24 protein-coding genes are annotated in these 23,961 nt (G+C 73.8%); 12 read left to right on the top strand and 12 right to left on the bottom strand.

Going from position 1 to position 23,961, the window contains the following annotated elements; all coding sequences use genetic code 11:
- Positions 1-36 precede the first annotated feature (36 nt).
- The 3 genes from QDR37_RS13350 to der are packed head-to-tail and all read left to right on the top strand — an operon-like array spanning position 37 to position 3,277.
- A complete protein-coding gene (locus tag QDR37_RS13350) occupies positions 37-1,122 on the top strand; it encodes a prephenate dehydrogenase (RefSeq protein ID WP_279714280.1) in 1,086 nt (361 codons plus the stop codon).
- Positions 1,098-1,778, top strand: coding sequence for a (d)CMP kinase (gene cmk / locus QDR37_RS13345; protein WP_279714279.1), 681 nt, complete (start codon positions 1,098-1,100; stop codon positions 1,776-1,778). Before QDR37_RS13350 ends, cmk begins: the two co-directional genes overlap by 25 nt.
- Entirely contained in the window at positions 1,775-3,277 is a 1,503-nt protein-coding gene (gene der / locus QDR37_RS13340; protein ID WP_279714278.1) for a ribosome biogenesis GTPase Der, read from the top strand. The genes cmk and der overlap by 4 nt, the downstream gene beginning before the upstream one ends.
- Positions 3,278-3,414: 137 nt before the next feature.
- On the opposite strand, the gene QDR37_RS13335 is transcribed toward der, so the two are convergent.
- From QDR37_RS13335 to QDR37_RS13325, 3 genes are read right to left on the bottom strand one after another with little or no spacing between them, the layout of a single operon-like run.
- Complete coding sequence (locus QDR37_RS13335; RefSeq protein ID WP_279714277.1) at positions 3,415-4,638, bottom strand: MFS transporter; 1,224 nt, start codon at positions 4,636-4,638, stop codon at positions 3,415-3,417.
- Positions 4,631-5,260 (bottom strand): helix-turn-helix domain-containing protein, encoded by a 630-nt coding sequence (locus tag QDR37_RS13330; protein WP_279714276.1) that lies wholly within the window; start codon positions 5,258-5,260, stop codon positions 4,631-4,633. The genes QDR37_RS13335 and QDR37_RS13330 overlap by 8 nt, the downstream gene beginning before the upstream one ends.
- 58 nt (positions 5,261-5,318) lie before the next feature.
- Positions 5,319-6,197: a Rieske 2Fe-2S domain-containing protein gene (locus QDR37_RS13325; protein WP_279714275.1), complete on the bottom strand. Its 879-nt coding sequence runs from the start codon at positions 6,195-6,197 to the stop codon at positions 5,319-5,321.
- 158 nt (positions 6,198-6,355) lie between these two features.
- Between QDR37_RS13325 and QDR37_RS13320 the strand changes: the two genes are divergently transcribed.
- Positions 6,356-7,108 carry an SDR family oxidoreductase gene (locus QDR37_RS13320; RefSeq protein WP_279714274.1) on the top strand — a complete coding sequence of 251 codons (753 nt, stop codon included), beginning with the start codon at positions 6,356-6,358 and terminating at the stop codon, positions 7,106-7,108.
- Between the two features lie 8 nt (positions 7,109-7,116).
- On the opposite strand, the gene QDR37_RS13315 is transcribed toward QDR37_RS13320, so the two are convergent.
- From QDR37_RS13315 to QDR37_RS13305, 3 genes are read right to left on the bottom strand one after another with little or no spacing between them, the layout of a single operon-like run.
- Positions 7,117-8,715, bottom strand: a complete 1,599-nt coding sequence (locus QDR37_RS13315) for a long-chain fatty acid--CoA ligase (RefSeq protein WP_279714273.1) — start codon at positions 8,713-8,715, stop codon at positions 7,117-7,119.
- Complete coding sequence (locus tag QDR37_RS13310; protein WP_279714272.1) at positions 8,712-9,161, bottom strand: acyl-ACP thioesterase domain-containing protein; 450 nt, start codon at positions 9,159-9,161, stop codon at positions 8,712-8,714. The genes QDR37_RS13315 and QDR37_RS13310 overlap by 4 nt, the downstream gene beginning before the upstream one ends.
- Positions 9,158-9,814, bottom strand: a complete 657-nt coding sequence (locus QDR37_RS13305; protein ID WP_279714271.1) for a QsdR family transcriptional regulator — start codon at positions 9,812-9,814, stop codon at positions 9,158-9,160. Before QDR37_RS13305 ends, QDR37_RS13310 begins: the two co-directional genes overlap by 4 nt.
- Positions 9,815-9,966: 152 nt before the next feature.
- On the opposite strand from QDR37_RS13305, the gene QDR37_RS13300 reads away from it, so the two are divergent.
- Both QDR37_RS13300 and QDR37_RS13295 read left to right on the top strand, forming a co-directional pair.
- Positions 9,967-11,133, top strand: coding sequence for an acyl-CoA dehydrogenase family protein (locus tag QDR37_RS13300; protein ID WP_279714871.1), 1,167 nt, complete (start codon positions 9,967-9,969; stop codon positions 11,131-11,133).
- Between the two features lie 155 nt (positions 11,134-11,288).
- Entirely contained in the window at positions 11,289-12,521 is a 1,233-nt protein-coding gene (locus QDR37_RS13295; RefSeq protein WP_279714270.1) for an acetyl-CoA C-acetyltransferase, read from the top strand.
- A gap of 5 nt (positions 12,522-12,526) precedes the next feature.
- Here the strand turns inward: QDR37_RS13295 and QDR37_RS13290 are convergent, their stop codons facing one another.
- From QDR37_RS13290 to QDR37_RS13275, 4 genes are read right to left on the bottom strand one after another with little or no spacing between them, the layout of a single operon-like run.
- Entirely contained in the window at positions 12,527-13,393 is an 867-nt protein-coding gene (locus tag QDR37_RS13290; protein ID WP_279714269.1) for an LLM class F420-dependent oxidoreductase, read from the bottom strand.
- A 35-nt stretch (positions 13,394-13,428) separates the two neighbouring features.
- Complete coding sequence (locus tag QDR37_RS13285) at positions 13,429-13,884, bottom strand: MaoC family dehydratase (protein ID WP_279714268.1); 456 nt, start codon at positions 13,882-13,884, stop codon at positions 13,429-13,431.
- On the bottom strand, positions 13,881-14,642 hold the full coding sequence (locus tag QDR37_RS13280) for an SDR family oxidoreductase (RefSeq protein WP_279714267.1): 762 nt from the start codon (positions 14,640-14,642) through the stop codon (positions 13,881-13,883). The genes QDR37_RS13285 and QDR37_RS13280 overlap by 4 nt, the downstream gene beginning before the upstream one ends.
- A 54-nt stretch (positions 14,643-14,696) precedes the next feature.
- Complete coding sequence (locus QDR37_RS13275) at positions 14,697-15,797, bottom strand: alcohol dehydrogenase catalytic domain-containing protein (protein ID WP_279714266.1); 1,101 nt, start codon at positions 15,795-15,797, stop codon at positions 14,697-14,699.
- 151 nt (positions 15,798-15,948) lie between these two features.
- Between QDR37_RS13275 and QDR37_RS13270 the strand changes: the two genes are divergently transcribed.
- The gene (locus QDR37_RS13270; RefSeq protein WP_279714265.1) at positions 15,949-17,436 is read left to right on the top strand and encodes an aspartate ammonia-lyase; all 1,488 of its coding nucleotides are present in this window, start codon (positions 15,949-15,951) and stop codon (positions 17,434-17,436) included.
- Positions 17,437-17,500: 64 nt separating this feature from the next.
- Here QDR37_RS13270 and QDR37_RS13265 read toward each other — a convergent pair whose 3' ends face one another.
- Entirely contained in the window at positions 17,501-18,259 is a 759-nt protein-coding gene (locus QDR37_RS13265; RefSeq protein ID WP_279714264.1) for a hypothetical protein, read from the bottom strand.
- A gap of 99 nt (positions 18,260-18,358) precedes the next feature.
- Between QDR37_RS13265 and QDR37_RS13260 the strand changes: the two genes are divergently transcribed.
- The 5 genes from QDR37_RS13260 to QDR37_RS13240 all read left to right on the top strand — a co-directional run bounded on the left by QDR37_RS13260 (position 18,359) and on the right by QDR37_RS13240 (position 23,301).
- Positions 18,359-18,940 carry a GNAT family protein gene (locus tag QDR37_RS13260; RefSeq protein ID WP_279714263.1) on the top strand — a complete coding sequence of 194 codons (582 nt, stop codon included), beginning with the start codon at positions 18,359-18,361 and terminating at the stop codon, positions 18,938-18,940.
- On the top strand, positions 18,937-19,461 hold the full coding sequence (locus QDR37_RS13255) for a GNAT family N-acetyltransferase (RefSeq protein WP_279714262.1): 525 nt from the start codon (positions 18,937-18,939) through the stop codon (positions 19,459-19,461). Before QDR37_RS13260 ends, QDR37_RS13255 begins: the two co-directional genes overlap by 4 nt.
- A 108-nt stretch (positions 19,462-19,569) precedes the next feature.
- Positions 19,570-21,255, top strand: coding sequence for an alpha-glucosidase (locus QDR37_RS13250; RefSeq protein WP_279714261.1), 1,686 nt, complete (start codon positions 19,570-19,572; stop codon positions 21,253-21,255).
- A 178-nt stretch (positions 21,256-21,433) separates the two neighbouring features.
- Complete coding sequence (locus QDR37_RS13245) at positions 21,434-22,330, top strand: SDR family oxidoreductase (protein ID WP_279714260.1); 897 nt, start codon at positions 21,434-21,436, stop codon at positions 22,328-22,330.
- Between the two features lie 5 nt (positions 22,331-22,335).
- Positions 22,336-23,301, top strand: coding sequence for an NAD-dependent epimerase/dehydratase family protein (locus QDR37_RS13240; protein WP_279714259.1), 966 nt, complete (start codon positions 22,336-22,338; stop codon positions 23,299-23,301).
- On the opposite strand, the gene QDR37_RS13235 is transcribed toward QDR37_RS13240, so the two are convergent.
- Complete coding sequence (locus tag QDR37_RS13235) at positions 23,298-23,951, bottom strand: peroxiredoxin-like family protein (protein ID WP_279714258.1); 654 nt, start codon at positions 23,949-23,951, stop codon at positions 23,298-23,300. The genes QDR37_RS13240 and QDR37_RS13235 overlap by 4 nt on opposite strands.
- Positions 23,952-23,961 lie beyond the last annotated feature (10 nt).

Genomic DNA, 23,961 nt, shown 5'->3' with positions numbered 1-23,961 from the left:
CGGCCGGAACGCGCGCTGCCGATAGGATCGTCGCTCGTGTCCGCCCGTACCACGGGGCAGGTCCGCGTCGTCGGTTCGGGGCTGCTCGGCACGAGCATCGGGCTCGGCCTCCGTGCCGCCGACGTCGACGTCGTCCTCGACGACGCCTCGCCCTCGACCCTCGCGCTCGCCGTCGACTACGGCGCCGGCCGTCGTGCCCTGCCCGACGACGCCCCAGCGCTCGTCGTCGTCGCCGTGCCGCCGGACCGCACGGCCGAGGTCGTCGCCGCCGAGCTCGCGCGGAACCCCGACGCGCTCGTGACCGACGTCGCGAGCGTGAAGGCCGGCCCGCTCGCCGAGCTGGCGGCCGCCGGCGCACCGGTCGAGCGCTACCTCGGCTCCCACCCGATGGCGGGACGCGAGCGCAGCGGGCCCATCGCCGCCCGCGCCGACCTGTTCCTGGGGCGTCCGTGGGTGATCACCCCGCACGGCCGCAGCACCGACGAGCAGGCCGCACGCCTCGAGGCGCTCGCCCTCGACCTCGGCGCGACGCCCGTCCGCCTGCCCGCTGACCGGCACGACGACGCGGTCGCGGTGGTCTCGCACGCGCCGCAGCTCGTCGCGAGCCTGCTCGCGGCCCGGCTCGTCGACGCGCCCGCGCACGCGACCGACCTCGCCGGGCAGGGGCTCCGCGACACGACGCGGATCGCCGCGAGCGATCCCGCGCTCTGGGTGCAGATCCTCACCGCGAACGCCGAGCGCATCGCGCCCGTGCTCGAGGACCTCCGCGACGACCTCGACGCGGTGCTCACGGCACTCGAGGCGCCGTCCGCGCCGGGCGCGCCGCGCGCGCTCGCCGACCTGCTCGCCGCCGGCAACGCGGGCGTCGCGCGCATCCCCGGCAAGCACGGCACCGACCTGAAGCTCGCCTCCCTCACGGTGCTCATCGACGACACCCCGGGACAGCTCGCGCGCCTGCTCACCGAGATCGGCGAGCTCGGCGTGAACCTCGAGGACCTCCGGCTGGAGCACTCGCCGGGGGCCCCGCTCGGCGTCGTCGAGCTGCAGGTCGCGCCCGAAGCGGCGAGCGAGCTCGTGGCGGACCTCAAGCAGCGCGGATGGCGGGTGGCGGAATGGGCGTGATCGTGGCGGTGGACGGACCGGCGGGCAGCGGCAAGTCGAGCGTGAGCCGGGCGGCCGCGCGCCGGCTCGGCTACGGCTTCCTCGACACCGGTGCCGCGTACCGGGCCCTGGCCTGGGCGGTGCTCGACCGCGGCGAGGACCCGGACGACCCCGCTGCCGTGGAGCGCGTCCTCAGCGCGATCGACGTCGACACCGCCATCGACCCGGACGAGCGCTGGGTGCGGGTCGACGGGATCGACGTCACCGGGGAGATCCGCGAGTCGCGCGTGACCGGCGCCGTGAGCGGCATCGCCCGCGTGCAGGCGGTGCGGCAGCGGCTCAACGAGGGCTTCCGCGCCCGCCTCGCGGCCGCGGAGCCCGGAGTCGTCGTGGAGGGTCGCGACATCACGACGGTCGTCGCCCCCGACGCCGACGTGCGCGTGCTGCTCACCGCCGACCCCGAGGTGCGCGCCGCGCGCCGGGCGCGGGAGCTGCCGGGGGAGCGGCGGCAGGACGTCGCCCGCGCCATCGCGGAGCGCGACGCGAAGGACTCCCGCGTCGTCGACTTCCTCGAGGCGGCCGACGGCGTCGCGACCCTCGACTCCACAGAACTCGACTTCGACGGCACGGTCGACGCCCTCGTCGGCCTCGTGCGGGAAGGGGCCACGGCCCGATGACGGACGAGCGCTACGACGGCGACGACGACCTCGAGGACCGCCTCGCGGACCTCGACGACGAGGCGGCCGAGCGCCGGGCGACGACCCTGCGCGCCGGCCTCGACGACTACGAGCTCGACGACGAGGACCGCGTCCTCCTCACCGAGGGCGACCTCGAGGACGCGCAGGCCGGCCCCGGTCCGGCGCTGCCCGTGCTCGCGATCGTCGGACGCCCCAACGTGGGCAAGTCGGCGCTCGTCAACCGAATCCTCGGCCGCCGCGCCGCGGTCGTCGAGGACACCCCCGGCGTCACCCGCGACCGCGTGACCTACCGCGCCGAGTGGGAGGGTCGCGACTTCACGCTCGTCGACACGGGCGGCTGGGAGCCCGACGCGGCCGGACTCGACGCGGCGGTCGCCGCGCAGGCCGAGATCGCCGTCGACCTCGCCGACGCCGTGCTGTTCGTCGTCGACGCGACCGTCGGCGCGACGAGCACCGACGAGCGGGTCGTCCGGATGCTCCGCAGCAGCGGCAAGCCCGTGCTCCTCGTCGCGAACAAGGTCGACGACGCGCGCCTCGAGCCGCTCGTCGCCGAGCTGTGGAGCCTCGGCCTCGGGGAGCCGTGGCCGGTGTCCGCGCTGCACGGCCGCGGTGTCGCCGACCTGCTCGACCACTCGCTGAAGGTGCTGCCGCTCGAGTCGGCGGTCGCCCGTCCCGAGGCGGGCGGACCGCGTCGCGTCGCGCTGCTCGGCCGGCCGAACGTCGGCAAGTCGAGCCTGCTGAACAAGGCCGCCGGCGAGGAGCGCGTCGTCGTCGCCGAGCTCGCGGGCACCACCCGCGACCCGGTCGACGAGCAGATCGAGCTCGCCGGCCGCGTGTGGCGGTTCGTCGACACCGCCGGCATCCGCCGCCGCACGCATCTCTCGCAGGGCGCGGACTTCTACGCCTCGCTGCGCACCCAGGCCGCGCTCGAGCGCGCCGAGGTCGCCGTCGTGCTGCTCGACGTGACGCAGCCGATCAGCGAGCAGGACGTGCGGATCATCGACCTCGTGCTCGAGTCGGGCCGCGCGCTCGTGCTCGCCTACAACAAGTGGGACCTGCTCGACGACGAGCGCCGCCGCTACCTCGAGCGCGAGATCGAGCAGGACCTCGCGCACGTCTCCTGGGCGCCGCGGGTGAACATCTCGGCCCGCACCGGGCGCCACCTCGAGAAGCTCGTGCCCGCGCTCGAGCTCGCGCTCGACAGCTGGGACACCCGCATCCCGACCGGCAAGTTCAACGCCTTCCTCGCCGAGCTCACCGCCGCGCACCCGCACCCGGTGCGCGGCGGCAAGCAGCCGCGCATCCTGTTCGGCACGCAGGCGGCCACGCGGCCGCCGACGTTCGTGCTCTTCACGACCGGCTTCCTCGACCCCGGCTACCGCCGGTTCGTGCAGCGCCGCCTGCGCGAGCTCTACGGCCTCGAGGGCACCCCGATCGTGCTCAACATGCGCGTCCGGGAGCGCCGCGCCCGGACCTGACAGGCACAGTCGGGACCGCCGCGCCCGGACCTGACAGGCGCAGTCGGGACCGCCGCCAGCGCGAGCCGCTCGGGCTGCTCCGGATCCGTGCCGCTGCGCGCGGGGCGGAGCGGCACGGATCCGGAGCAGGGCGGTGGTCAGGCGGGCGCCGGCGCCGGCTCGCGGTCCATCGCCCGCCAGCTGCGGCGGACGAACGGGTCGAGCGTCACGACGAGGTAGAGCAGCGCGAAGCCGGTGAGCGTCGGCACGAGCCCGACCCGCTCGACGACCAGGCCCGCGACCAGGGCCCCGAGCGGGATCCCGGCCCAGGCGACGGCGTTCACGGCGGCGAGGGCGCGGGCGAGCAGGTGCTCGGGGATCGCGCTGTACTGCGCCGTCGCCAGCAGCGGGTTCAGCGCGCCGGCGAAGAGGCCGCCCACGCCCCAGACGACGAGGACCGTCCAGAACGGCAGCGGCAGCGCGAGGGCGAGCAGGCGCGGGGCGCCGGCGACGAGGAACGCGACGGCGAACGTGCGCCGGCGCGGTAGACGGGCGCCGATCGCCGCGAAGGCGGTGGCGCCGGCGACCGCGCCGATGCCGAAGACCGCGGACACGATCCCGAGCCCCGGGGTCCCCACGCCGGTGGCGCGCGCCCAGACGAGCAGCAGCAGGCCGCCGACCGCGGCGTCGGCGAAGTTCGTGAAGAGCACCATCCCCGCGACCGAGCGCGTGAGCGGGTGCGCGGCGACGAAGCGCAGGCCCTCGCCGACGTCCCGCAGGTACCCGCGGACCCCGGCACCTCCGGCGACCGCGTCCACCCGGGGCACGGCGAGCAGGAGCAGGGCGCCGACACCGAAGCTGACGGCGTCGATGGTCACGACCGGCGCGGCGCCGAGCACCGCGATGAGTGCACCGGCGAGCGCCGCGCCGAGCACCCCGGCGAGGCGTTCGGCGCCGTCGACGAGGCCGGTCGCGCGCTCGAGCGGGGTGCCGGACCGACGCGCGGTCGCCGGGATCAGCACCTGCGTCGCCGCGTCGGCCGGCCCTCTCGCCGCGCCGGCCACGAGCACGAGGCCGAGCAGCAGCGGCACGGGCAGGGCGGCCATGGCGTGCAGCAGGGGGATCAGGCCCATCGCGGCGCCCGCGACGAGGTTCCCGGCGAGCGCCACCCGCCGGGCGCCGAGCCGGTCGACGACCGGGGCGCCGAGCGCCTGCAGCACGACGTAGGGCGTGATCTCGGCGGTGCCGACGAGCCCCGTCAGCACCGCGTCGTGCGTCGACGTGAGCACGAGCCACGGCACCGCGATCTGCGACACCCGGGTGCCCGCGGTCGAGACGACGGCCGCGCCGAGCAGCGCAGGCAGCCCCGCGCGCTCACGCATCAGCGGGAGGCGTCTGCCGCGCCTCGGGGAAGAGCTGGTACTGGACGCTGACGATCGCGCCGCCCTCGGGCAGCGGCACCGCGGGGTCGTGCCGGCGGTAGCGGCCGAGCACCCCGCTGATCTCCCGGTCGAGCCGCCGCGCCTCGTCGGGCGTGAGGGCGAGCTGCACGTCGCTGAAGTCGTCGAGCTCCTGCCACGCGACGGGCCACTCCGGCTCGACGTCGAGCCAGGTGCGCGCGTTGGCGAAGCAGGCCTCGAGGACCACCGCGAGGTAGTCGCGCACGATGGCGTCCGCGGCGTCGCCCGCCCGCGTCGGCTCGACGAGGGTGGATCGCGCCGCCGCCCGCCACCAGCGCTCCCGGCCGCCGCGGCGCTGCTCAGCAGGCACCTCCTCGTCGGCGTCCTCGACGAAGCCGCCCGCGTGCAGCTGCCGGAGGTGGTAGCTCGCGAGGGCCGACGAGACGTGCAGCACCTCCGCGAGCCGGGTGGCCGTGGCCGGCCCGTGCCGCCGCAGCTGTCCGAGCAGCTGCAGCCGCAGCGGGTGGACGAGCGCCTGCAACGCCGCCGGGTCGGTGGCGCGGACACCGGGGTCGGTCAGCGGGTGGTGCTCGTCCTCGGCCATGCCGGGACGCTAACGGATGCAAGGATCCTTTGCAAGGAATCCTTCGATAGGGCAGTCTTCAGCCCGCGTTCGGCAGGAGCACCTCGACGACGTCGCCCGTGACCCGCGCTCGGAACACCGGCTGCGGGCTCGTCGCGGGGCCCTGCAGCACCTCGCCGTTCTCGATCGAGAAGACGCTGCCGTGCCAGGGGCACTCGACGCAGGGACCCGCCGCCTGGTCCTGGCCGAGGGTGCCCTCGTGCAGCGGCCCGGAGAGGTGCGAGCAGACGTTCGAGAGCACGTCGACGCGGCGGCCGCGCCGGAACACGAGCAGCGGCTGCCCCTCCACGGTGCGCTCGGCGAGCTGCCGCTCGGGCAGGTCCTCGAGCGCGCCGAGCGGCTGCCAGCCGGACGGGAAGCGGTGCGGCACGTCCTCCGTGTGGTTCGCCCCGGAGGCCTGCCGGTAGCTGAGGTGGCCCCCGAGGTAGCCGCCGGCGCTGATCGCGCCGAGCCCCGCGAAGGCGAGCAGCTTGCCGAAGCCCTGGTTGCCGGCGCGCCGCGCGAACCAGGAGCCCGAGTAGAGCGCGACGCCCGTCACGTTCAGTGCGGCGTGGACGATGCCGACCCGCTGCTGCTGGATGTGGAGCCGAGCCCAGTCGGTCTCACCCGTGAGCGCCGTCGGCACCGCCGTGAGGACGCCGAACCCGGTGAGCAGCCGCGCGGCACGCTCGGCGCCCGGGACGAGGTCGAGCACCGCGACAGAGGCCCATGCCCCCGTCGGGAAGAGCACGAGCAGCGGATGGATCGGGTGGCCGAACGGCACGCCGTGGAGGACGTCCTCGAGCGCACGGGGCTTCACGACCGCGAGCACGATCGACTTCGCCACGTCCACGATCGGGTCGAGCGCGGCGATGTCCTCGAGCTTCGCGATCGGCTTCAGGATCCGGAGTTCTTTCATGGCTGTCCCCTCGGCTCGGCCGCGCTCCGCCGTCGGAGCCGGTGCTCCCAGGGCATCCCTCCGAGCGGGACCCGTGCAACTCCAGCGGGGAAGTCGGAGGGTTTCCGCAGCCGATGCGCGGCGGAGGCGGGACGGCGCCGATCGCTACGCTCGCCGACGTGGAGCGCTTCGAGGGACGGACGGCGATCGTCACCGGGGCGAGCCGCGGCATCGGGCGCGCGATCGCCGCACGGCTCGTCGCGGAGGGCGCGCGGGTCGTGATCACCGCGCGCAAGGAGCCCGCGCTCGCCGAGGCGGCGGAGCGGCTCGGCGGGCCCGACCGGGTCCGGTTCGCGCCGGGTCGCGCGGACGACCCCGAGGCGCGGGCCGCCGCCTTCGGGCTCGCCGAGGCGGCGTTCGGCCCGGTCGACCTGCTCGTGAACAACACCGGGATCAACCCCGCCTACGGGCCGGCCCTCGAGATCGAGGAGGGCGCGGTGCGGAAGATGTTCGAGGTGAACGTGCTCGGCGCGTTCGGCTGGGCCCGCGAGGCGGTGGCGCGCGGCATGGGGGAGCGCGGCGGCGCGATCGTGAACGTCGCCTCCATCGCCGGGGTCGGTGCGAGCCCCCGCATCGCGTTCTACGGGGTGACGAAGGCGGCGCTCATCTCGCTGACGCAGCAGCTGGCGGTCGAGCTCGCCCCGCGCATCCGGGTGAACGCGGTCGCGCCGGCGGTCGTTCGGACGGCGTTCGCCCGGCCGCTCTACGAGGGCCGCGAGGCGGAGGTGGCGCGGGCGTACCCGCTCGGCAGGCTCGGGGAGCCCGAGGACGTCGCCGGGCCCGTCGCGTTCCTGCTGTCGGACGACGCCGCGTGGGTGACGGGCCGCACCCTCGTGATCGACGGCGGCGGCTCGCTCCCGATGCCCGCCTGACTCCGCGCTCAGGACTGCGGCGAGAACTCGCGGGTGAGCTCGCGCTTCAGCACCTTGCCGGACGGCCCGAGCGGCAGCTCCGGCACGAAGTGCACGACGCGCGGGAACTTGTAGGCGGCGATCCGCTCCTTGACGAAGTCGATGATCTCCTGCTCGGTGGCCTGCGCGCCCTGCTTCAGCACCACGGCCGCGGCGATCTCCTGTCCGTGCACCTCGTGCGGCACCCCGAACACGGCTGCGGTCTGCACCGCCTCGTGCCGCACGAGCACGTTCTCGACCTCCGTCGGGTACACGTTGTAGCCGTTGCGCAGGATCATGTCCTTCTTGCGGTCGACGATCGTGATGAGGTCGTCCTCGTCCATCGTCGCGAGGTCGCCGGTGCGGAACCAGCCGTCGACCACGACGGCCGCGGTCGCGTCCGGCTTGCCGAGGTACCCGGTGAAGAGGTTGTGGCCGCGCACCACGAGCTCGCCGATCTCGCCCCGGGGGAGCACGACGATCGCGTCCTCGCGGTCCGCGTCGGCGATCTCGACATCGACCCCCCAGATGCGCCGGCCGATCGTGCCCGGGTGGATCTCCTCGCCGACGCGGTTGAACGACACGACCGGTGAGGTCTCGGTGAGGCCGTAGCCCTCGTGCACCGAGGCGCCGAACGTCTCCTCGAACGCCTCGAGCACGGCGAGCGGCAGCGGGGCGCCGCCCGAGATCGCGTAGCGCAGCTGCGGGGTCGGCGCACCCGCGGCCGCCGCCTGGAGCAGCGCGACGTACATCGTCGGCACCGCGGTGAAGATGTCCACGCGGTGCTCGACCATCGCGTTCAGCGCCGCGACCGGCTCGAACTTCGGCAGCAGCACGATGGTCGCGCCGCGGCGGAACGCGGTGTTGAGCACGCAGGTCTGGCCGAACGTGTGGAACAGCGGCAGGCCGCCGAAGACCACGTCGTCGTGGTGCATGTCGAACGAGTCGAGCAGCGACACGTTCACGTTCTCGACGATGGCGAGGTGGCTCGCGACCGCGCCCTTGGGTGTGCCGGTCGTGCCGGACGTGTAGAGCAGGGTCGCGGGGGCGAGCGGGTTCGTGGCGACGTGCCGCTCGATCGGCGCCGACTCCCCGGACGCGACGAGGTCCTCGAGGCGGGGGATCGGCACGAGGTCGCGGGTGGCCTCCGGCAGCAGCACCGAGATCGCGTCGACGCCGGTCGCGGCGGCCGCGGGCAGCGCCTCCCCGAGCGAGGGCGCGGCGATGACCGCGAGCTTCGCGCCGCTGTCTCGGAGGACGTGCTGCACCTCCTCGTTCTTGAACAGCAGGTGGATCGGCACGACGACGGCGCCGAGCGACAGCACCGCGTAGTAGACCCTCGGGAACATCGGCACGTTCGGCACCAGCATCGCCACGCGGTCGCCGGGGCCGATGCCGCGGTCGCGGAGCACCCCCGCGATCGCCTTCGTCTGCGTCCACAGGTCGCCGTACGTGACGCGGGACTCGGGACCGGTCTGGCCCGCCCAGATGACGGCGGTGGCGTCGGGGTACCGCCACGCGGCGTCCGCGAGGATCGAGGCCACCGAGAGGGTGGCGTTGCCGGAGCTGCGGAGAACGTCGTCGTTCACGTGAGGTCCTTCTCGGGTTCGGGGAGGGCGAGCTCTCGCTCGATATGCGAGTGAGCGCGTGAAGCGGAGGCCGTCTCTGGCCTCCGCGCGCTCAGCTCGCCCGGGGCCGACCCGGCCCCGGGGTACGCGTGAGCATGTCTCGTCAGGGTCAGGCGAGCCGACTGGTGCGGCGCAGGGAGGCGCCCGGCGAGGATCGGACGGAGAGCGAGACCGTGATCGGACCTGCGCGCGGTCTCCGGTGGCAAGGCATGGCTGCGCGTCGAGCGAGCGCCGAGACGGCCCTCGGCGAGCTGGCCGCGCGGAGGCGAGAAATCGCCTCCGCCCGAGCGGCCACTCGCGTAGTAGATCGTGTTGTTCACGTGACCGAAGACGTCGATGTCGTGCCAGCGCGTGGGGAACGGCCGCGTCCAGCGGTAGCGCTCGAGCGTCTCGGTCGCGTCGCTCATGCCGCCGCCTCCCGCGTCGGTGCGAGGACGAGCGCGAGCGCCGCGGCCGCCCGCTCGGCGCTCGGAGGCTCGCCGGCGATGACGTCGGCGTAGGTGAAGGACTCGACGACGCGCACGAGCACGTAGGCGAGGTCGTGGACGGGCAGCGGCGTCGCCATGCGGCCGGCGTCGAGCTCCTCGTGGAGCAGCCGCTCGGTGACCGCGATGAACCGTCGCTGCACCGGGCTCGACCGCGTGGTGAGGATGCGCAGCGCCCGCCCGGGCTCGCGGGTGATCCAGTCGCGGAAGTAGTCCGCGGCGATGAGGTCGCTGACGACGCGGATGAGCACCTGCTCGACCCGGTCGGCGCCGGTCGCGTCGACGGCGCCCTCGGTCGCGTCGAACGTGGGCACGGCGAGGGACCACAGCACCTCGGCGAGGAGGGCGTCGCGGTTGCCGACCCAGCGGAAGAGGGAGGTGCGATCGACGCCGAGCTCGGCCGCCAGCGCGCCCATGTCGATGCGCTCGCCGGCGAGGAACCGATGGCGCGCGGAGCGGAAGGCCCTGGCGGCGTCCGGGTGGTCCGGCAGGCGCGCGGACAGGGCGCTCGGCACGAGCACCGCACCGAGGCTGCCGAGGCCCGCTCGTCGCGGGGCCGTGTCGACGCCGACCATCGGAATGGATGCTAGCCGCGCGGCATCCCGCTGCTGCAACACATCGCGGAATGATGCGTACACTGCTCGCGCAACGCCGCGGACGAAGCATTGGAGCAGCCGTGACCCTCACCGCCGACGACCCCACGACGACCGAGGCCGCCTCGCTCGAGATGCTGACGGGCGACTTCTACCGCTTCCAGGAGAAGCTCACCGCGGAGGAGCGCGAGCACGTCGCGCGGATCCGGAGGTTCTTCGAGGCCGAGGTGCGGCCCATCGCGAACGAGTACTGGTCGCGCGCCGAGTTCCCGATGCAGCTGATCCCGGGGCTCGCCGATCTCGGCGTGCTCGGGTCGTTCGTGCCCGAGGTGCGGCAGTTCGAGAACAGCGCCGTCTACCGCGGCTGGGTCGCGCTCGAGATGGGCCGCGTCGACGCCGGCGTCGCCACCTTCGTCGGCGTGCAGAGCGGCCTCGCGATGGGCGCGATCGACATCGGCGGCTCGCCCGAGCAGCGCGCGGAATGGCTGCCGAGGCTCGGCACGGCCGAGGTGCTCGGCGCCTTCGGGCTCACCGAGCCCTACTCCGGCTCCGACTCCGCGCGCGGCCTGCGGACCACCGCCCGCCGCGAGGGCGACGGGTGGGTGCTGAACGGCGCGAAGCGGTGGATCGGCAACGCCACCTTCGCCGACGTCGTCGTCGTGATGGCGCGCGACGAGGCCGACGACCAGGTCAAGGCGTTCCTCGTGACCTCCGACAGCCCCGGCTTCACCGCGACGAAGATCGAGGACAAGGTCGCGCTCCGCTCCGTGCAGAACGCCGACATCGTGCTCGACGGCGTCCAGGTGCCGGAGTCGCGGCGCCTCCAGAACATCCGCTCGTTCCGCGACGTCGCGACCGTGCTGCGCCTGACCCGCTGCGAGGTCGCCTGGCAGGCGGTCGGCATCGCGGTCGGGGCGTACGAGGCCGCGCTCGCCTACGCGAAGGAGCGGACGCAGTTCGGCAAGCCCATCGCGTCGCACCAGCTCGTCCAGGACCTGCTCGTCAAGAGCCTCGGCAACATCACCGCCTCCATCGCGCTCTGCATGCGGGCCAGCGAGCTGCAGGACGCCGGCGAGCAGCACGACCAGCACTCCGCGCTCGCGAAGGCCTACGCGACGGCCCGGATGCGCGAGGCCGTCGGCTGGTGCCGCGAGATCCTCGGCGGCAACGGCATCGTGCTCGACAAGGGCGTCGCCCGCTTCTTCGCCGACGCGGAGGCGATCTACTCCTACGAGGGCACCCGCGAGATGAACACCCTCATCGTCGGCCGCTCGATCACCGGATCCGCCGCCTTCGTCTGAGTCCATGGTCTTCGAAGCGCGAGCGCTTCGAAGACGTCGTGGGCAGTCCTGCCCCGGCCCGCGCGAGGGCCGGGCCTCCCGTACCCAGATCGGCTCGCCGGTCCACCACATGCCGAGGCACTGACGCCTCGCTGAAGAGAGAGAGGCTCCTGAAGATGCCTGAAGCCGTCATCGTCGCTGCGAAGCGCTCGCCCATCGGGCGGGCGAACAAGGGCTCGCTCGTGTCGTTCCGGCCCGACGACCTCGCCGCCCTGATGGTGCAGGAGGCGCTCGGTGCGGTTCCCGCGCTCGACCCCGCCCGGCTCGACGACCTGATCCTCGGCTGCGGCATGCCCGGCGGCGAGCAGGGCATGAACATGGCGCGGATCCTCGCCGTGAAGCTCGGCTACGACCTCCTGCCCGGCACCACGGTGAACCGGTACTGCTCGTCGAGCCTGCAGACCACGCGGATGGCGTTCCACGCGATCAAGGCCGGCGAGGGCGAGGCGTTCGTCTCGGCGGGCGTCGAGTCGGTCACGCACTTCGCGAACGGCAGCGCCGACCACATCCCCGGCCAGGACCCGCAGCGGATCCTCAACCCGGTGTTCGCCGAGGCGGGGGAGCGCACGAAGCGCCGCGCGGCCGAGGGCGGCGACTGGACCGACCCGCGCGAGGAGGGTCTCCTACCCGACGCCTACATCGCGATGGGCCAGACCGCCGAGAACGTCGCGAGCCTGAAGCAGGTGAGCCGGCGGCGGCAGGACGAGTACGCGGCACTCAGCCAGAACCGTGCGGAGGCCGCGCTCGCCGCCGGTGTCTTCGAGCGCGAGATCACCCCCGTCACGACGCCGGACGGCCGCACCGTGACGGCCGACGACGGCCCCCGCGCCGGCGTGACCGTCGAGACGCTCAGCGGGCTGCAGCCCGTGTTCCGCAAGGATGGCACCGTCACCGCGGGCAACGCCTGCCCGCTGAACGACGGCGCGGCCGCCCTCGTCATCGTCTCGGACGCGCTCGCGAAGGACCTCGGGCTGACGCCGCTCGCCCGGATCGTCTCGACCGGCGTCACCGCCCTGTCGCCCGAGATCATGGGCCTCGGGCCCGTCGAGGCGAGCCGTCAGGCGCTCCGCCGTGCCGGGATGACGATCGACGACGTCGACCTCGTCGAGATCAACGAGGCGTTCGCGGCCCAGGTCGTGCCCTCCGCCGACGACCTCGGCGTCGACTGGGAGAAGCTGAACGTGCACGGCGGCGCGATCGCCCTCGGGCACCCCTTCGGCATGACCGGCGCGCGGATCACCACGACGCTCCTCAACGCGCTCGCGACGAAGGACAAGACCATCGGGCTCGAGACGATGTGCGTCGGTGGCGGCCAGGGCATGGCGATGGTGATCGAGCGCCTCAGCTGACCGGGCTAGAGCTCCGCGAGGCGCGGCACCAGACGCTCGCCGACGCGCCTCGCGGCGGCCGCCGGGTCCGGCGCGAGGGCCCGCACCCAGACCTGGTCGATCCCCAGCGCGGCGTACTGCCCCATCCGGGAGAGGAACTCGTCGGACTCGGCGTCGTCGCCGGGCGTCGTGAGGGTCTTCCGGATGGTGCCGTAGTCGCGGCCGACGTCGTCGCAGTGCTGCCGCAGCACGTCGAGCTTGTGGCCGACCTCCTCCGGCCCCAGGTCGAACAGGTTGCAGGCGTCGCCGTGCTCGGCGACGAGCCGTAGCGTCTTCCGCTCGCCGCCGCCACCGATGAGGATCGGGGGCCGCGGGCGCTGCAGCGGCCTCGGGTTGCAGATCGTCTCGGCGAGCTCGTAGTACTGCCCGCGGTAGGGGCCGTCGTCGTCGCTCCACATCTGCTCGCAGATCTCGAGCGTCTCGCGCAGCCGCTCGAACCGCTCCTTGAGCGGCGGGAACGGCACCCCGTACGCCGCGTGCTCCTGCTCGTACCAGGCGGCGCCGACGCCGAGCATCGCCCGGCCCTCCGAGAGCACGTCGAGGGTGGCGACGATCTTCGCGAGCAGCCCCGGGTACCGGTACGTGACGCCCGTGACGAGCGTGCCGAGCTCGAGTCGCTCGGTGACCGCCGCGAGGTAGCCGAGCGTCGTGTAGCCCTCGAGCATCGGCTCGGCCGAGCCGCCGAGCGGGACCATCTGGAACCAGTGGTCCATGACGGTCATCGTCGAGAACCCGGCGTCCTCGGCCGCGCGGGCGGTGTCGGCGAGGGTGCGGGCGAGGGAGCCCGGGGCCCCGGGCATGGAGAAGTTCGGGAAGTGCAGGGCCAGCTTCATGAGCCGTACCCTGCACCCCGCCGCTGAGGGGGCCGTCAGGCGGGCGCGAACACCATCAGCGTCTCGGCGACGAGCGCCGGCCGCTCCGTCCCCTCGATCTCGACCGTCACGGCGGTCCGCACCCGGACGCCGGACGGGATCCGCTCGGCGCCCGAGATCGTGGCCGCCGCGCGGATGCGCGAGCCGACCCGCACGGGGGAGAGGAACCGCACCCGGTCGGATCCCGCGTTGATGACGAGCCCGGTGCCGTCGACCTGCAGCAGCTCGAACAGGAACGGCGCGAGCAGCGACAGCGACAGGTAGCCGTGCGCGATCGGTGCCCCGAACGGCCCCGCCGCCGCCCGCTCCGGGTCGATGTGGATCCACTGGTGGTCGTCGGTCGCGTCGGCGAACAGGTCGATGCGCCGCTGGTCGATCTCGACCCACGCGCTCGTGCCGAGGTCGGTGCCGACCGCGTCGAGGAGCGCCTCGGGGGACGCGAACCGGGTCATGCGCGGGGCCCGCCCGCCACGTAGAGCACCTGCCCGGAGACGAAGGAGGAGGCCTCGGCGCAGAAGAAGCTCGCCGCGTTCGCGATGTCCTCCGGCTGCCCGACCCGGCCGACCGGGACGTCCTTGGTCGCGGCGGCGAGGTAGTCCTCGAACGGGACGCCGACGCGCTCGGCGGTCTGCCGCAGCATGTCCGTGGCGATGATGCCGGGCGCGATCGCGTTCGCGGTGATGTTGTAGCGGCCGAGTTCGATCGCGAGGGTCTTCGTGAAGCCCTGCAGGCCCGCCTTGACCGCGGCGTAGTTCGCCTGCCCGCGGTTGCCGAGCGCGCTCGTCGACGAGAGGCTCACGATGCGGCCCCACCTCGCCTCGACCTGGTGGCGCTGCACGGCTCGGGTCATGAGGAAGGCGCCGCGGAGGTGCACCCGCACGACCTGGTCGAAGTCGTCGTCCGTCATCTTGAAGATGAGGTTGTCGCGGAGGATGCCCGCGTTGTTCACGAGCACGGTCGGTGCGCCGAGCTCGTCGGCGACGCGGGCGACCGCGGCCTCGACCTGCCCGGTGTCGGCCACGTCGGCTCCGATGCCGATGGCGCGGCCGCCCGCGTCCGTGATCGCGGCGACGGTGCTCCCGGTCGCGCTCTCCTGCAGGTCGACCACGCCGACGGCCATGCCGTCGGCGGCGAGCCGCTTCGCGATGGCGGCGCCGATGCCGCGGGCGGCGCCCGTGACGATCGCGATGCGCTGCGGTGCGTCGGTCAAGGTGGTGGTCCTCTCTGTCGGGGTGGGGCGGGATGGGCGGGGAGATCCGGGCCGTCAGAAGGCGATGAGCTGGCGCAGCGCGCCGCCCTGGGCGAGGACGTCCAGCGCCCCGTTCAGGTCGTCGAGGCCGATCCGGTCGGACACCAGCCGTTCGACGGGCAGCCGGCCGCTGCGCCAGAGGTCGGCGTACACGGGCACGTCGCGGGCGGGCACGGACGAGCCGAGGTAGCTGCCGACGACGGTCCGTGCCTCGGCGGTGAGCACGAGCGGGGGGATGGCGGCGCGGGCGGCCGGGTTCGGCAGCCCGACGGTCACCGTGCGGCCGCCCGGAGCGGTCGCGGCGAACGCGGTCTCGAAGGCGCGGGCGGACCCGGCGGCCTCGATCACGACCGGGGCGCGGACCCCGGCGGCGCGCAGGTCGTCGGGCAGGTACGCCTCGTCCGCGCCGAGGGCGACCGCGGCCTCGAGCTTCGCGGGCAGCGCGTCGACGGCGACCACCGGGTGCCCGAGCGCGACCGCGACGAGCACCGCGGCGAGGCCGACGCCGCCGAGGCCGACGACCATCACGGGTTCGCCCGGCGCGACGGCCGCGGCGTTCCGCACGGCGCCGCCGCCCGTGAGCACCGCGCAGCCGAGCAGCGCCGCGACCTCCGGCGGCACGTCCTGCGCCACGGGGACGATGGAGCGGCGGTCGACGACGGCATGGGTCGCGAAGGCCGAGGCCCCGAGGTGGTGCGCGACGGGATGCCCGTCGCGGGCGAGCCGCGTGCCGCCGCCGAGCAGCTCGCCCGCGCCGTTCGCGGCGCTGCCCGGCTCGCACGGCAGGCGGCCCTCGGTGCGGCAGGCGGCGCACTCGCCGCAGCGCGGGAGGAAGGTGAGCACGACGCGCTCGCCGATCGCGACGTCCGTCACCGCGCTCCCCGTCGCCTCCACGATGCCCGCGGCCTCGTGGCCGAGCAGCATCGGCACGGGCCGGGGCCGGTCGCCGTTCACGACGGAGAGGTCGGAGTGGCAGAGGCCCGCGGCCTCGATGCGGACGAGCAGCTCGGTGGAGCCCGGTGCGGCGAGCTCGAGCTCGGAGACGGTGAGCGGGCGGCTGTCGCGGTACGGCGAGGGGTGCCCCGACTCCTCGAGCACGGCTCCCGTGATCCGCATGCCGCCACTCCTCGTCGTGCGCCGTCGCGACGCCATCCTAGGCAGCAGGTCTGCATCGTTCTCCGGAACGTTGCAGGCCCGCGGGCGCCGACGCGGCGAAGCGACGGCGCTTCCGCGAACCCTTGCGCGGATGCAGGCATAGCGTGGAGGCGTGACCGATGTCGTTCCCACCGCCCTCAGCCGTCTCGAGACCGACAGCCTCGGCGCCGTCGAGATCCCCGCGGACGCCTACTGGGGTGCGCACACGGCCCGAGCGCTCGAGAACTTCGCGATCTCCGGGCGGCCGATCTCGATCCACCCGCGCCTCGTCGACGCGCTCGCGATCGTGAAGCAGGCGGCCGCCCGGGCGAACCGGGACCTCGGCGCGATCGAGCCGCACAAGGCCGAGATGATCGAGCAGGCGTGCCTCGCGCTGCGCGCCGGGCGGTACCACGACCAGTTCGTCGTCGACGTGATCCAGGGCGGCGCCGGCACCTCGACGAACATGAACGCGAACGAGGTCATCGCGAATGTCGCGCTCGAGCTCGCGGGCCACGAGCTCGGCGACTACGGCGTGCTGAACCCGATCGACGACGTGAACCGCAGCCAGAGCACGAACGACGTCTACCCGACCGCCGCGAAGATCTCGATCGCGATGGCGCTCGAGGACTTCCTCGTCGAGCACGAGGCGCTGCGCGAGTCGTTCGCGAGGAAGGGCGAGGAGTTCCACGACATCCTCAAGGTCGGGCGCACCCAGCTGCAGGACGCCGTGCCGATGACGCTCGGGCAGGAGTTCCACGGGTTCGCCACGACGCTCGGCGAGGACGTGGAGCGCATCCGCGACGTGCTGCCGCTGCTGCGCGAGATCAACCTCGGCGCCACCGCGATCGGCACCGGCATCACGGCGGACCCCCGCTACGCGGGCACCGTGCGGCAGCACCTGTCGGACCTGCTCGGCGAGGAGTACGTGACGGCCGGCGACCTCGTCGAGGCGACGAGCGACACGGGTGTCTTCATGCAGATGTCGGGCGTGCTGAAGCGCGCGGCGATCAAGCTGAGCAAGATCTGCAACGACCTGCGGCTGCTCTCGAGCGGCCCGCAGGCGGGCCTCGGCGAGATCACCCTGCCGCCGCGGCAGGCGGGCTCGTCGATCATGCCCGGCAAGGTGAACCCGGTGATCCCCGAGGTCGTGAACCAGGTCGCGTTCGCGGTCGTCGGGCACGACGTCTCGGTGACGATGGCCGCGGAGGGCGGCCAGCTGCAGCTGAACGCGTTCGAGCCGCTCATCCTGCACTCGATCCTCACCAACGTCTCGTGGCTGCGGGCCGCGTGCCGCACGCTGCGGGTGCACTGCGTCGACGGCATCCAGGCGAACGTCGACCGGCTCGACTCGATGGTGCGGACCTCGGTCGGCGTCGTCACCGCGCTCACTCCGTACATCGGCTACGCCGCGGCGTCGGCGCTCGCGAAGACCGCGCTGCTCACGGGCCGGAGCGTGGCCGACCTCGTGGTCGAGGCCGGCCTCATGGACCGGGAGCGCGTCGAGTTCCTCACGTCGCCCGCGCGGCTCTCGGGGGTCGAGTCGGGCCCGCTGCCCGTGGTCGGGCCGGAGGGCGCCGCGAAGGCGATCGTGACCCCGAGCGAGGCCGACTCGATCTGACCCGCCTCGTTCCCCGGTCGTCGAGGAGCGCCTGCAGGAAGCGTCTCGAGACCCTGCCGGCTCGTCAACCGCCGGAGGGGGAGTGCACTCCGCGGCGCGTCGTGCCGGTCGACCGGAGGCCCGCCGCGTAGCCCTGGCCGCGCCCGTAGCCGGAGAACGAGCGGCGATCGGTGCGGGTGCGGAGCCGCACGTTGTCGTCGACCCAGCCGCGCACCTCGGCCTCGCGCGACGCGACGACGAGCGCGGTGCCGGTGGTGGCCACCGCCTCGTCCCTCGCGGTGCGGAGCCGCGCGGCGGCGCCGTCGCCGAACGACTGCACGAACGCGCACCGGGCGAGGTGCGCGTCCCAGCGCGGCACGAGCCGGTGCCGCGCATCGCCGCGCCACCACGCGCGCATCGCGAGCACGGCCTGCGTGTGGAGCGACTCGAGCAGCGGCAGCGCGAGCGCGACGTCGGAGCGGAAGCCGCTGACGCTGAGCCGCACGTGCGGGGTGCCCTCGGGATCCCACGGGTCCGGCGTGCGGCGGTCGGAGAAGTACGGCACCAGACCGAGCGCCGTCGCGACGCGGCTGAGGCCGAGCACGACGTCGAGGGCGACGGTGCCGCGGCCGCCGTGCACCACGAGCACGCCGGTCTCGATGGGCTCGCGCTGCGCCCGCTTCGCGCCCTCGACGTCGAGGGTGAGCCGGTCGATGGCGTGCTTCGCGAGCAGGCGCTCGGCCTGCTGCCCGGCGGTGTCGCGCTCGGCCTGCGTGGCGCCGGGGTCCTGCGACAGGCGTAGGAAGTGCGCGATGCGCTGCTCGACGGTCATGCTCTCGGCCATGCGTCCTCCTGATCGGGGTGGGCACGGGCGACGGCAAGGTGACCACGGGCCTCCGACAGCGCGGGACGTGGGACACGCCGAGGCCCTAGCGTGAGCGTCGTGGACGTGCCACGGGACGCCGCAGCGGCGCAGCAGTACGGCCGGTCGATCCTCGAGGGCGAGCGGGTGCGGCTGCGGCCGCTCGCCGAGTCCGACCTGCCGCATCTCGAGCGCTGGTGGGCCGACCCCGAGTGGCAGGCGCTGCAGCAGATCGTCGTCCGTCCGCGTCCGGAGGGGACGACGATCGACATGTTCCGCCGCTGGAGCGTCAACGACTCGCCCTCGGGCGCCGGCTTCAGCGTCGAGGAGCGGGAGACCGGCGGCTTCGCCGGCCACGTGACGGTGTGGGGCGCGACGCTGCCGGAGCGCGCGGCGACCCTCGCGATCGTGCTCGGTCCGGACTTCGTCGGCCGCGGTCTCGGCACCGATGCCGTGCGGGTCATGGTGCGCTACGGCTTCCTCGTGATGGGGCTGAACCGCATCGAGCTGCGAGTGCTCGCCATGAACGACCGCGCCCGCCGTGCGTACGCGAAGGCCGGCTTCGTCGAGGAGGGGGTGCGCCGCGAGGCGGTGTTCCTCGGCGGCGGCTTCGGCGACGAGGTCGTGATGAGCGTGCTCCGCGCCGAATGGACGGACGCGTGACGGTCCGCCCCGCCACCGTCGACGACGCGGCGGCGCTCGCCGACCTCGCCGCCGCCACCTTCCCGCTCGCCTGCCCGCCGAGCGTGACGCCCGAGGCGATCGCCGCCTTCGTCGCCGCGAACCTCACCGAGGAGCGCTTCGCCGCGTACGCCGTGGATCCCGATCGCGTCCTGGTCGTCGACGACATCGACGGGCGCCTCGACGGGTACGCGCTGCTCGTGCACGGCGAGCCGGCGGATCCCGAGGTGGCTGCGGCCGTCCCCGTGCGGCCGACGGCCGAACTCAGCAAGCTCTACGTGCGTCCTGCCGGGCACGGCACCGGCGTCGCGGGAGCCCTGCTGGCGGCGGTCCTCGACGCGGCACGGCCCGTCGCGGCGGGCGTCTGGCTCGGGACGAACCAGGCGAACGCCCGCGCGCTGCGCTTCTACGAGAAGCACGGCTTCGCCCGGGTCGGCACCCGGCGCTTCCTCGTCGGCGGCGCGCTCGAGTCCGACTTCGTGCTGCATCTCCCGCTCAGCTGACCGTCCGACGGAGATCCGGCGTCCGGGACGCCTGGATCGCCGCGACCGGGGCCGCCGACGACCGATGCTCCGTCGTCGCGTGAGGGACCGGCACGCCAGGATGAAGCCATGAGCTCCGGCGCCTGGTGGAAGTCCGCGGTCGTGTACCAGATCTATCCGCGCAGCTTCGCCGACGCGAACGGCGACGGCATGGGCGACCTCGCCGGCATCCTCGAGCACCTCGACCACCTGCAGGCGCTCGGCGTCGACGTGGTCTGGCTGTCGCCGATCTACCGCTCGCCCCAGGCCGACAACGGCTACGACATCAGCGACTACCAGGACGTCGACCCGCTGTTCGGCACGCTCGAGCAGCTCGACGCGATCATCGCGGGCCTCCACGAGCGCGGCATGAAGCTGCTCATGGACCTCGTCGTGAACCACACCTCCGACGAGCACCCCTGGTTCGTCGCCTCCCGCTCGAGCCGCCACGACCCGAAGCGCGACTGGTACATCTGGCGGGACGGCCGCGACGGCGCCGAGCCGAACAACTGGGGCTCGCTCTTCTCCGGCTCCGCCTGGCAGCTCGACGAGGCGACGGGCCAGTACTACCTGCACCTCTTCGCCACGAAGCAGCCGGACCTGAACTGGGAGAACCCGGCGGTGCGGCAGGCGGTCTACGCGATGATGCGCTGGTGGCTCGACCGCGGGGTCGACGGCTTCCGGATGGACGTCATCAACTTCATCTCGAAGCAGCCCGGCCTGCCCGACGCGCCCGCCGTCGCCGGGCAGCGGTTCGTGAGCGCCTTCCAGCTGTTCGCCGACGGCCCGCGCATCCATGAGTTCCTCGCCGAGATGCACCGTGAGGTGTTCGACGGGCGCGAGGGCACGTTCCTCACCGTCGGCGAGATGCCGGGCGTGACGACCGAGGAGGCGGTGCGCTACACGGACCCCGCGCGTCGCGAGGTCGACATGGTGTTCCAGTTCGAGCACGTGAGCATCGACCACGGCGCCTCGAAGTGGAACCTGCTGCCGCTCGACCTGGTCGCGCTGAAGCAGTCGCTCAACCGCTGGCAGGTCGCCCTCGCCGAGCGGGGCTGGAACAGCCTCTACTGGGACAACCACGACCAGCCGCGCGCCGTGTCGCGCTTCGGCGACGACGACCCCGAGGTGTGGGCCGCGTCGGCCAAGGCGCTCGGCACGATCCTGCACGGCATGCGCGGCACGCCGTACGTCTACCAGGGCGAGGAGCTCGGGATGACGAACTTCCCGTGGCGGACGGCGGCCCAGTTCCAGGACGTCGAGTCGGTGAACCACTGGCACGACGTGCTCGCGGGCGGCCAGGACCAGGAGGAGGCGTTCCGGGCGCTCGCCGCGGTGAGCCGCGACAACGCCCGCACGCCGATGCAGTGGGACGGCAGCGGCACCGCCGGCTTCACGACCGGCACCCCATGGCTGCCGGTGAACCCGAACGCCTCCTGGCTGAACGCCGCCGCGCAGGTCGACGACCCCGACTCCGTCTTCGCGCACTACGCCGCGCTCATCCGCCTGCGGCACGAGCAGCCGGTGCTCGCCGAGGGCGACTTCGCCGCGCTGCTCGAGAACGATCCGGAGATCTGGGCCTACACCCGGTCGACGGCGACGCAGCGGCTGCTCGTGCTCGCGAACTGCAGCCGGCACGAGCGCGAGCTCGAGCTCGGCGACGGCTGGATCGGCGCGCGGCTGCTGCTCGGCAACCTCCCCGGCACCGAGGAGGCCCTGACCGGCGGCGCCGTGACCCTGGCGCCGTGGGACGCCCGCATGTACCTGCTCGGCTGAGCGCCGGCCGCGATCCCCGGATGCAGGGGATCCACCGGGATGCAGGGGCCGTTCCGGCGATCGGACCTGCAACCGGGTGGATCCCCTGCGTTCCGCGCCGGTGCGGCGGAGCGTCGCGCACAGCCGCTGTCCAGCGGACGCTCGAGGTGCGGGAGTGCGCGCTCCCTAACCTCGACGCATGGCGGACCAGTACACGTTCCAGGACCCGGTGAAGCAGTACCCGAAGCCCGACGACTCCTGGAAGCAGGAGCAGCCCGGTGCGGGACTCGAGGGCCGGATGCACCCGACGCCCGACGCGGGGGAGAAGACGTACCGCGGCACCGGGCGGCTCGAGGGCCGCAAGGCGGTCGTCACCGGCGCCGACAGCGGCATCGGCCGGGCCGTCGCGATCGCGTTCGCGCGCGAGGGCGCCGACGTCGTGCTCTCGTACCTCCCCGAGGAGGAGGACGACGCGAAGCAGGTCGTGCAGCTCGTGTCGCAGGCGGGCCGCAAGGCCGTCGCCTGCCCCGGCGACCTGAAGGACGAGGAGTACTGCGAGCGCCTCATCCGCACCGCGGTCGACGAGCTCGGGGGCCTCGACCTGCTCGCGAACGTCGCCGGCAAGCAGCAGAATCAGGAGTCGATCGCCGACATCACGACCGGCCAGTTCGACGAGACGTACCGCACGAACGTCTACTCGATGTTCTGGCTCTGCAAGGCCGCCGCGGCCGTCATGCCGCCGGGGAGCGCGATCATCAACACCACCTCGATCCAGGCCTACGAGCCGAGCCCGATCCTCGTCGACTACGCGAGCACGAAGGCCGCGATCAACGGCTTCACGAAGGGCCTCGCGGGGCAGCTCGCGCCGAAGGGCATCCGGGTCAACGCCATCGCACCCGGCCCGATCTGGACGCCGCTGCAGCAGGCGGGCGGGCAGCCGGAGGAGGCGCTGTCGTCGTTCGGCACCCAGACGCCGCTCGGGCGCCCCGGGCAGCCGGTCGAGCTCGCGCCCGCGTACGTGTTCCTCGCGAGCGCCGAGTCGAGCTACGTGATCGGCGAGACGCTCGCCGTCACCGGCGGCATGCCGACCCCCTGACGGCCATGCGGATCGTCCTGATCGGGCCCACCGGCCACATCGGCGGCTACCTCGTGCCGCGGCTCGTCGAAGCGGGCCACGAGGTCGTCGCGATCAGCCGCGGCCAGCAGCGGCTCTACCGAGACGACCCGGCCTGGGCATCGGTCGAGCGGGTGACCGCCGACCGGGTCGCGGAGGACGCCGCGGGCGTCTTCGGCAAGCGGATCGCGGACCTCGAGCCCGACGCGGTGATCGACCTCGTCTGCTTCACCGCGGAGTCCGCCGAGCAGCTGCTCGGCGCGTTGGCCGGCAGCGGTGTCCCGCTGCTCGAGTGCGGGTCGATCTGGGTGCACGGCGTGCTGCACGCGGTGCCGGCGCGCGAGACGGACCCGCGGGAGCCGTGGGGCGACTACGGCCTCGGGAAGCTCGCGATCGAGCGGCTCGTGCTCGCCGCGACGGAGCGCGGGGACGTCCGAGGCGCCGTGCTGCATCCCGGGCACATCAGCGGGCCCGGCTGGCCGGTCATCAACCCGGCCGGCAACCTCGACCCGGCCGTCTGGGAGCGGCTCGCTGCGGGGGAGCGCACGGTGCTGCCCGGCAGCGGCACGGAGACGCTCCACCACGTGCACGCGGACGACGTCGCGCAGGCGTTCCAGCTCGCCCTCGAGCGCATCGATGCGGCGGCGGGCCGCGCCTTCCACGTGGTCAGCGAGCGCGCGCTGACGCTCCGCGGCTACGCCGAGGCGGTCGCGGGCTGGTTCGGTGGCGAGCCCCACCTCGAGTTCGTGCCGCTCGACGAGTTCGCCCGGACCACCTCTCCCGAGCACGCGGAGGCGTCCGCCGAGCACCTCCGGCACAGCCCTGCCGCGAGCATCGAGGCGGCGCGCGAGGCGCTCGGCTACGCCCCCCGCTTCACCTCGCTCGAGGCGGCGCGGGAGGCCGTCGAGGCCCTCGCCGCAGCCGGTCGGGTGCGGCTGCCGGCCTTCGCCTAGGCCGCGTCGACCGCCGCGAGGATCGTCGGCACCTCGGTGCGCGTCGTGTAGTCGACGTGCACGTCGGCGAAGCGCACCGCGCGGTCCGCGTCGACGACGAGCACGGTCGGGTACGGCACGTCGCCGGTCTCATCCGCGTTGTAGTCGGCGACGTCGAAGCCGAGGTCGGTGTGCGCCGAGCGGGCCTCGGCGCTCGGCTCGGTGCGGATGCCGTGGGTCCGCACGAGCGCGTTGCCCGGGTCGGACAGCACCGGGAAGCCGAGCTCGGCGGCCTCGGCGATCTCCTGCGAGCGCTCCGGCTTCTGCGGGCTGATCGCGACGAGCGCGACGCCGCGACGGTCGAGCTCGGGCAGCAGCTCGCGCTGGTAGGTGCGCAGCGCGATGTTGCAGTAGGGGCACCACGCGCCGCGGTAGAACACGAGCACGGCCGGACGGCCGGCGAGCACCGCCGAGAGCGTCGTCGTGGTGCCCTCGGGGGTGAGGAGCGTCGAGTCGGGCACGACGTCGCCGACCGAGACGGCGCCGGCGGGCACGCCGCCCTCGACGAGATCCTGCTGCTCGCGGGCGAAGACGTCCGCGAGGCGGGGGCCGATCTGGTCGTTGAAGCCGACGTTGAACTCGTCGACCTGCTCGGCGATGGTCTGCGGCATGCGGCCCTCC

Source organism: Amnibacterium sp. CER49, assembly GCF_029846255.1.
In the GTDB taxonomy this organism is placed as follows: Bacteria; Actinomycetota; Actinomycetes; order Actinomycetales; family Microbacteriaceae; genus Amnibacterium.
The sequence above is the reverse complement of the archived record's forward strand: the minus strand, read 5'-3'. Positions and strand labels throughout refer to the sequence as shown.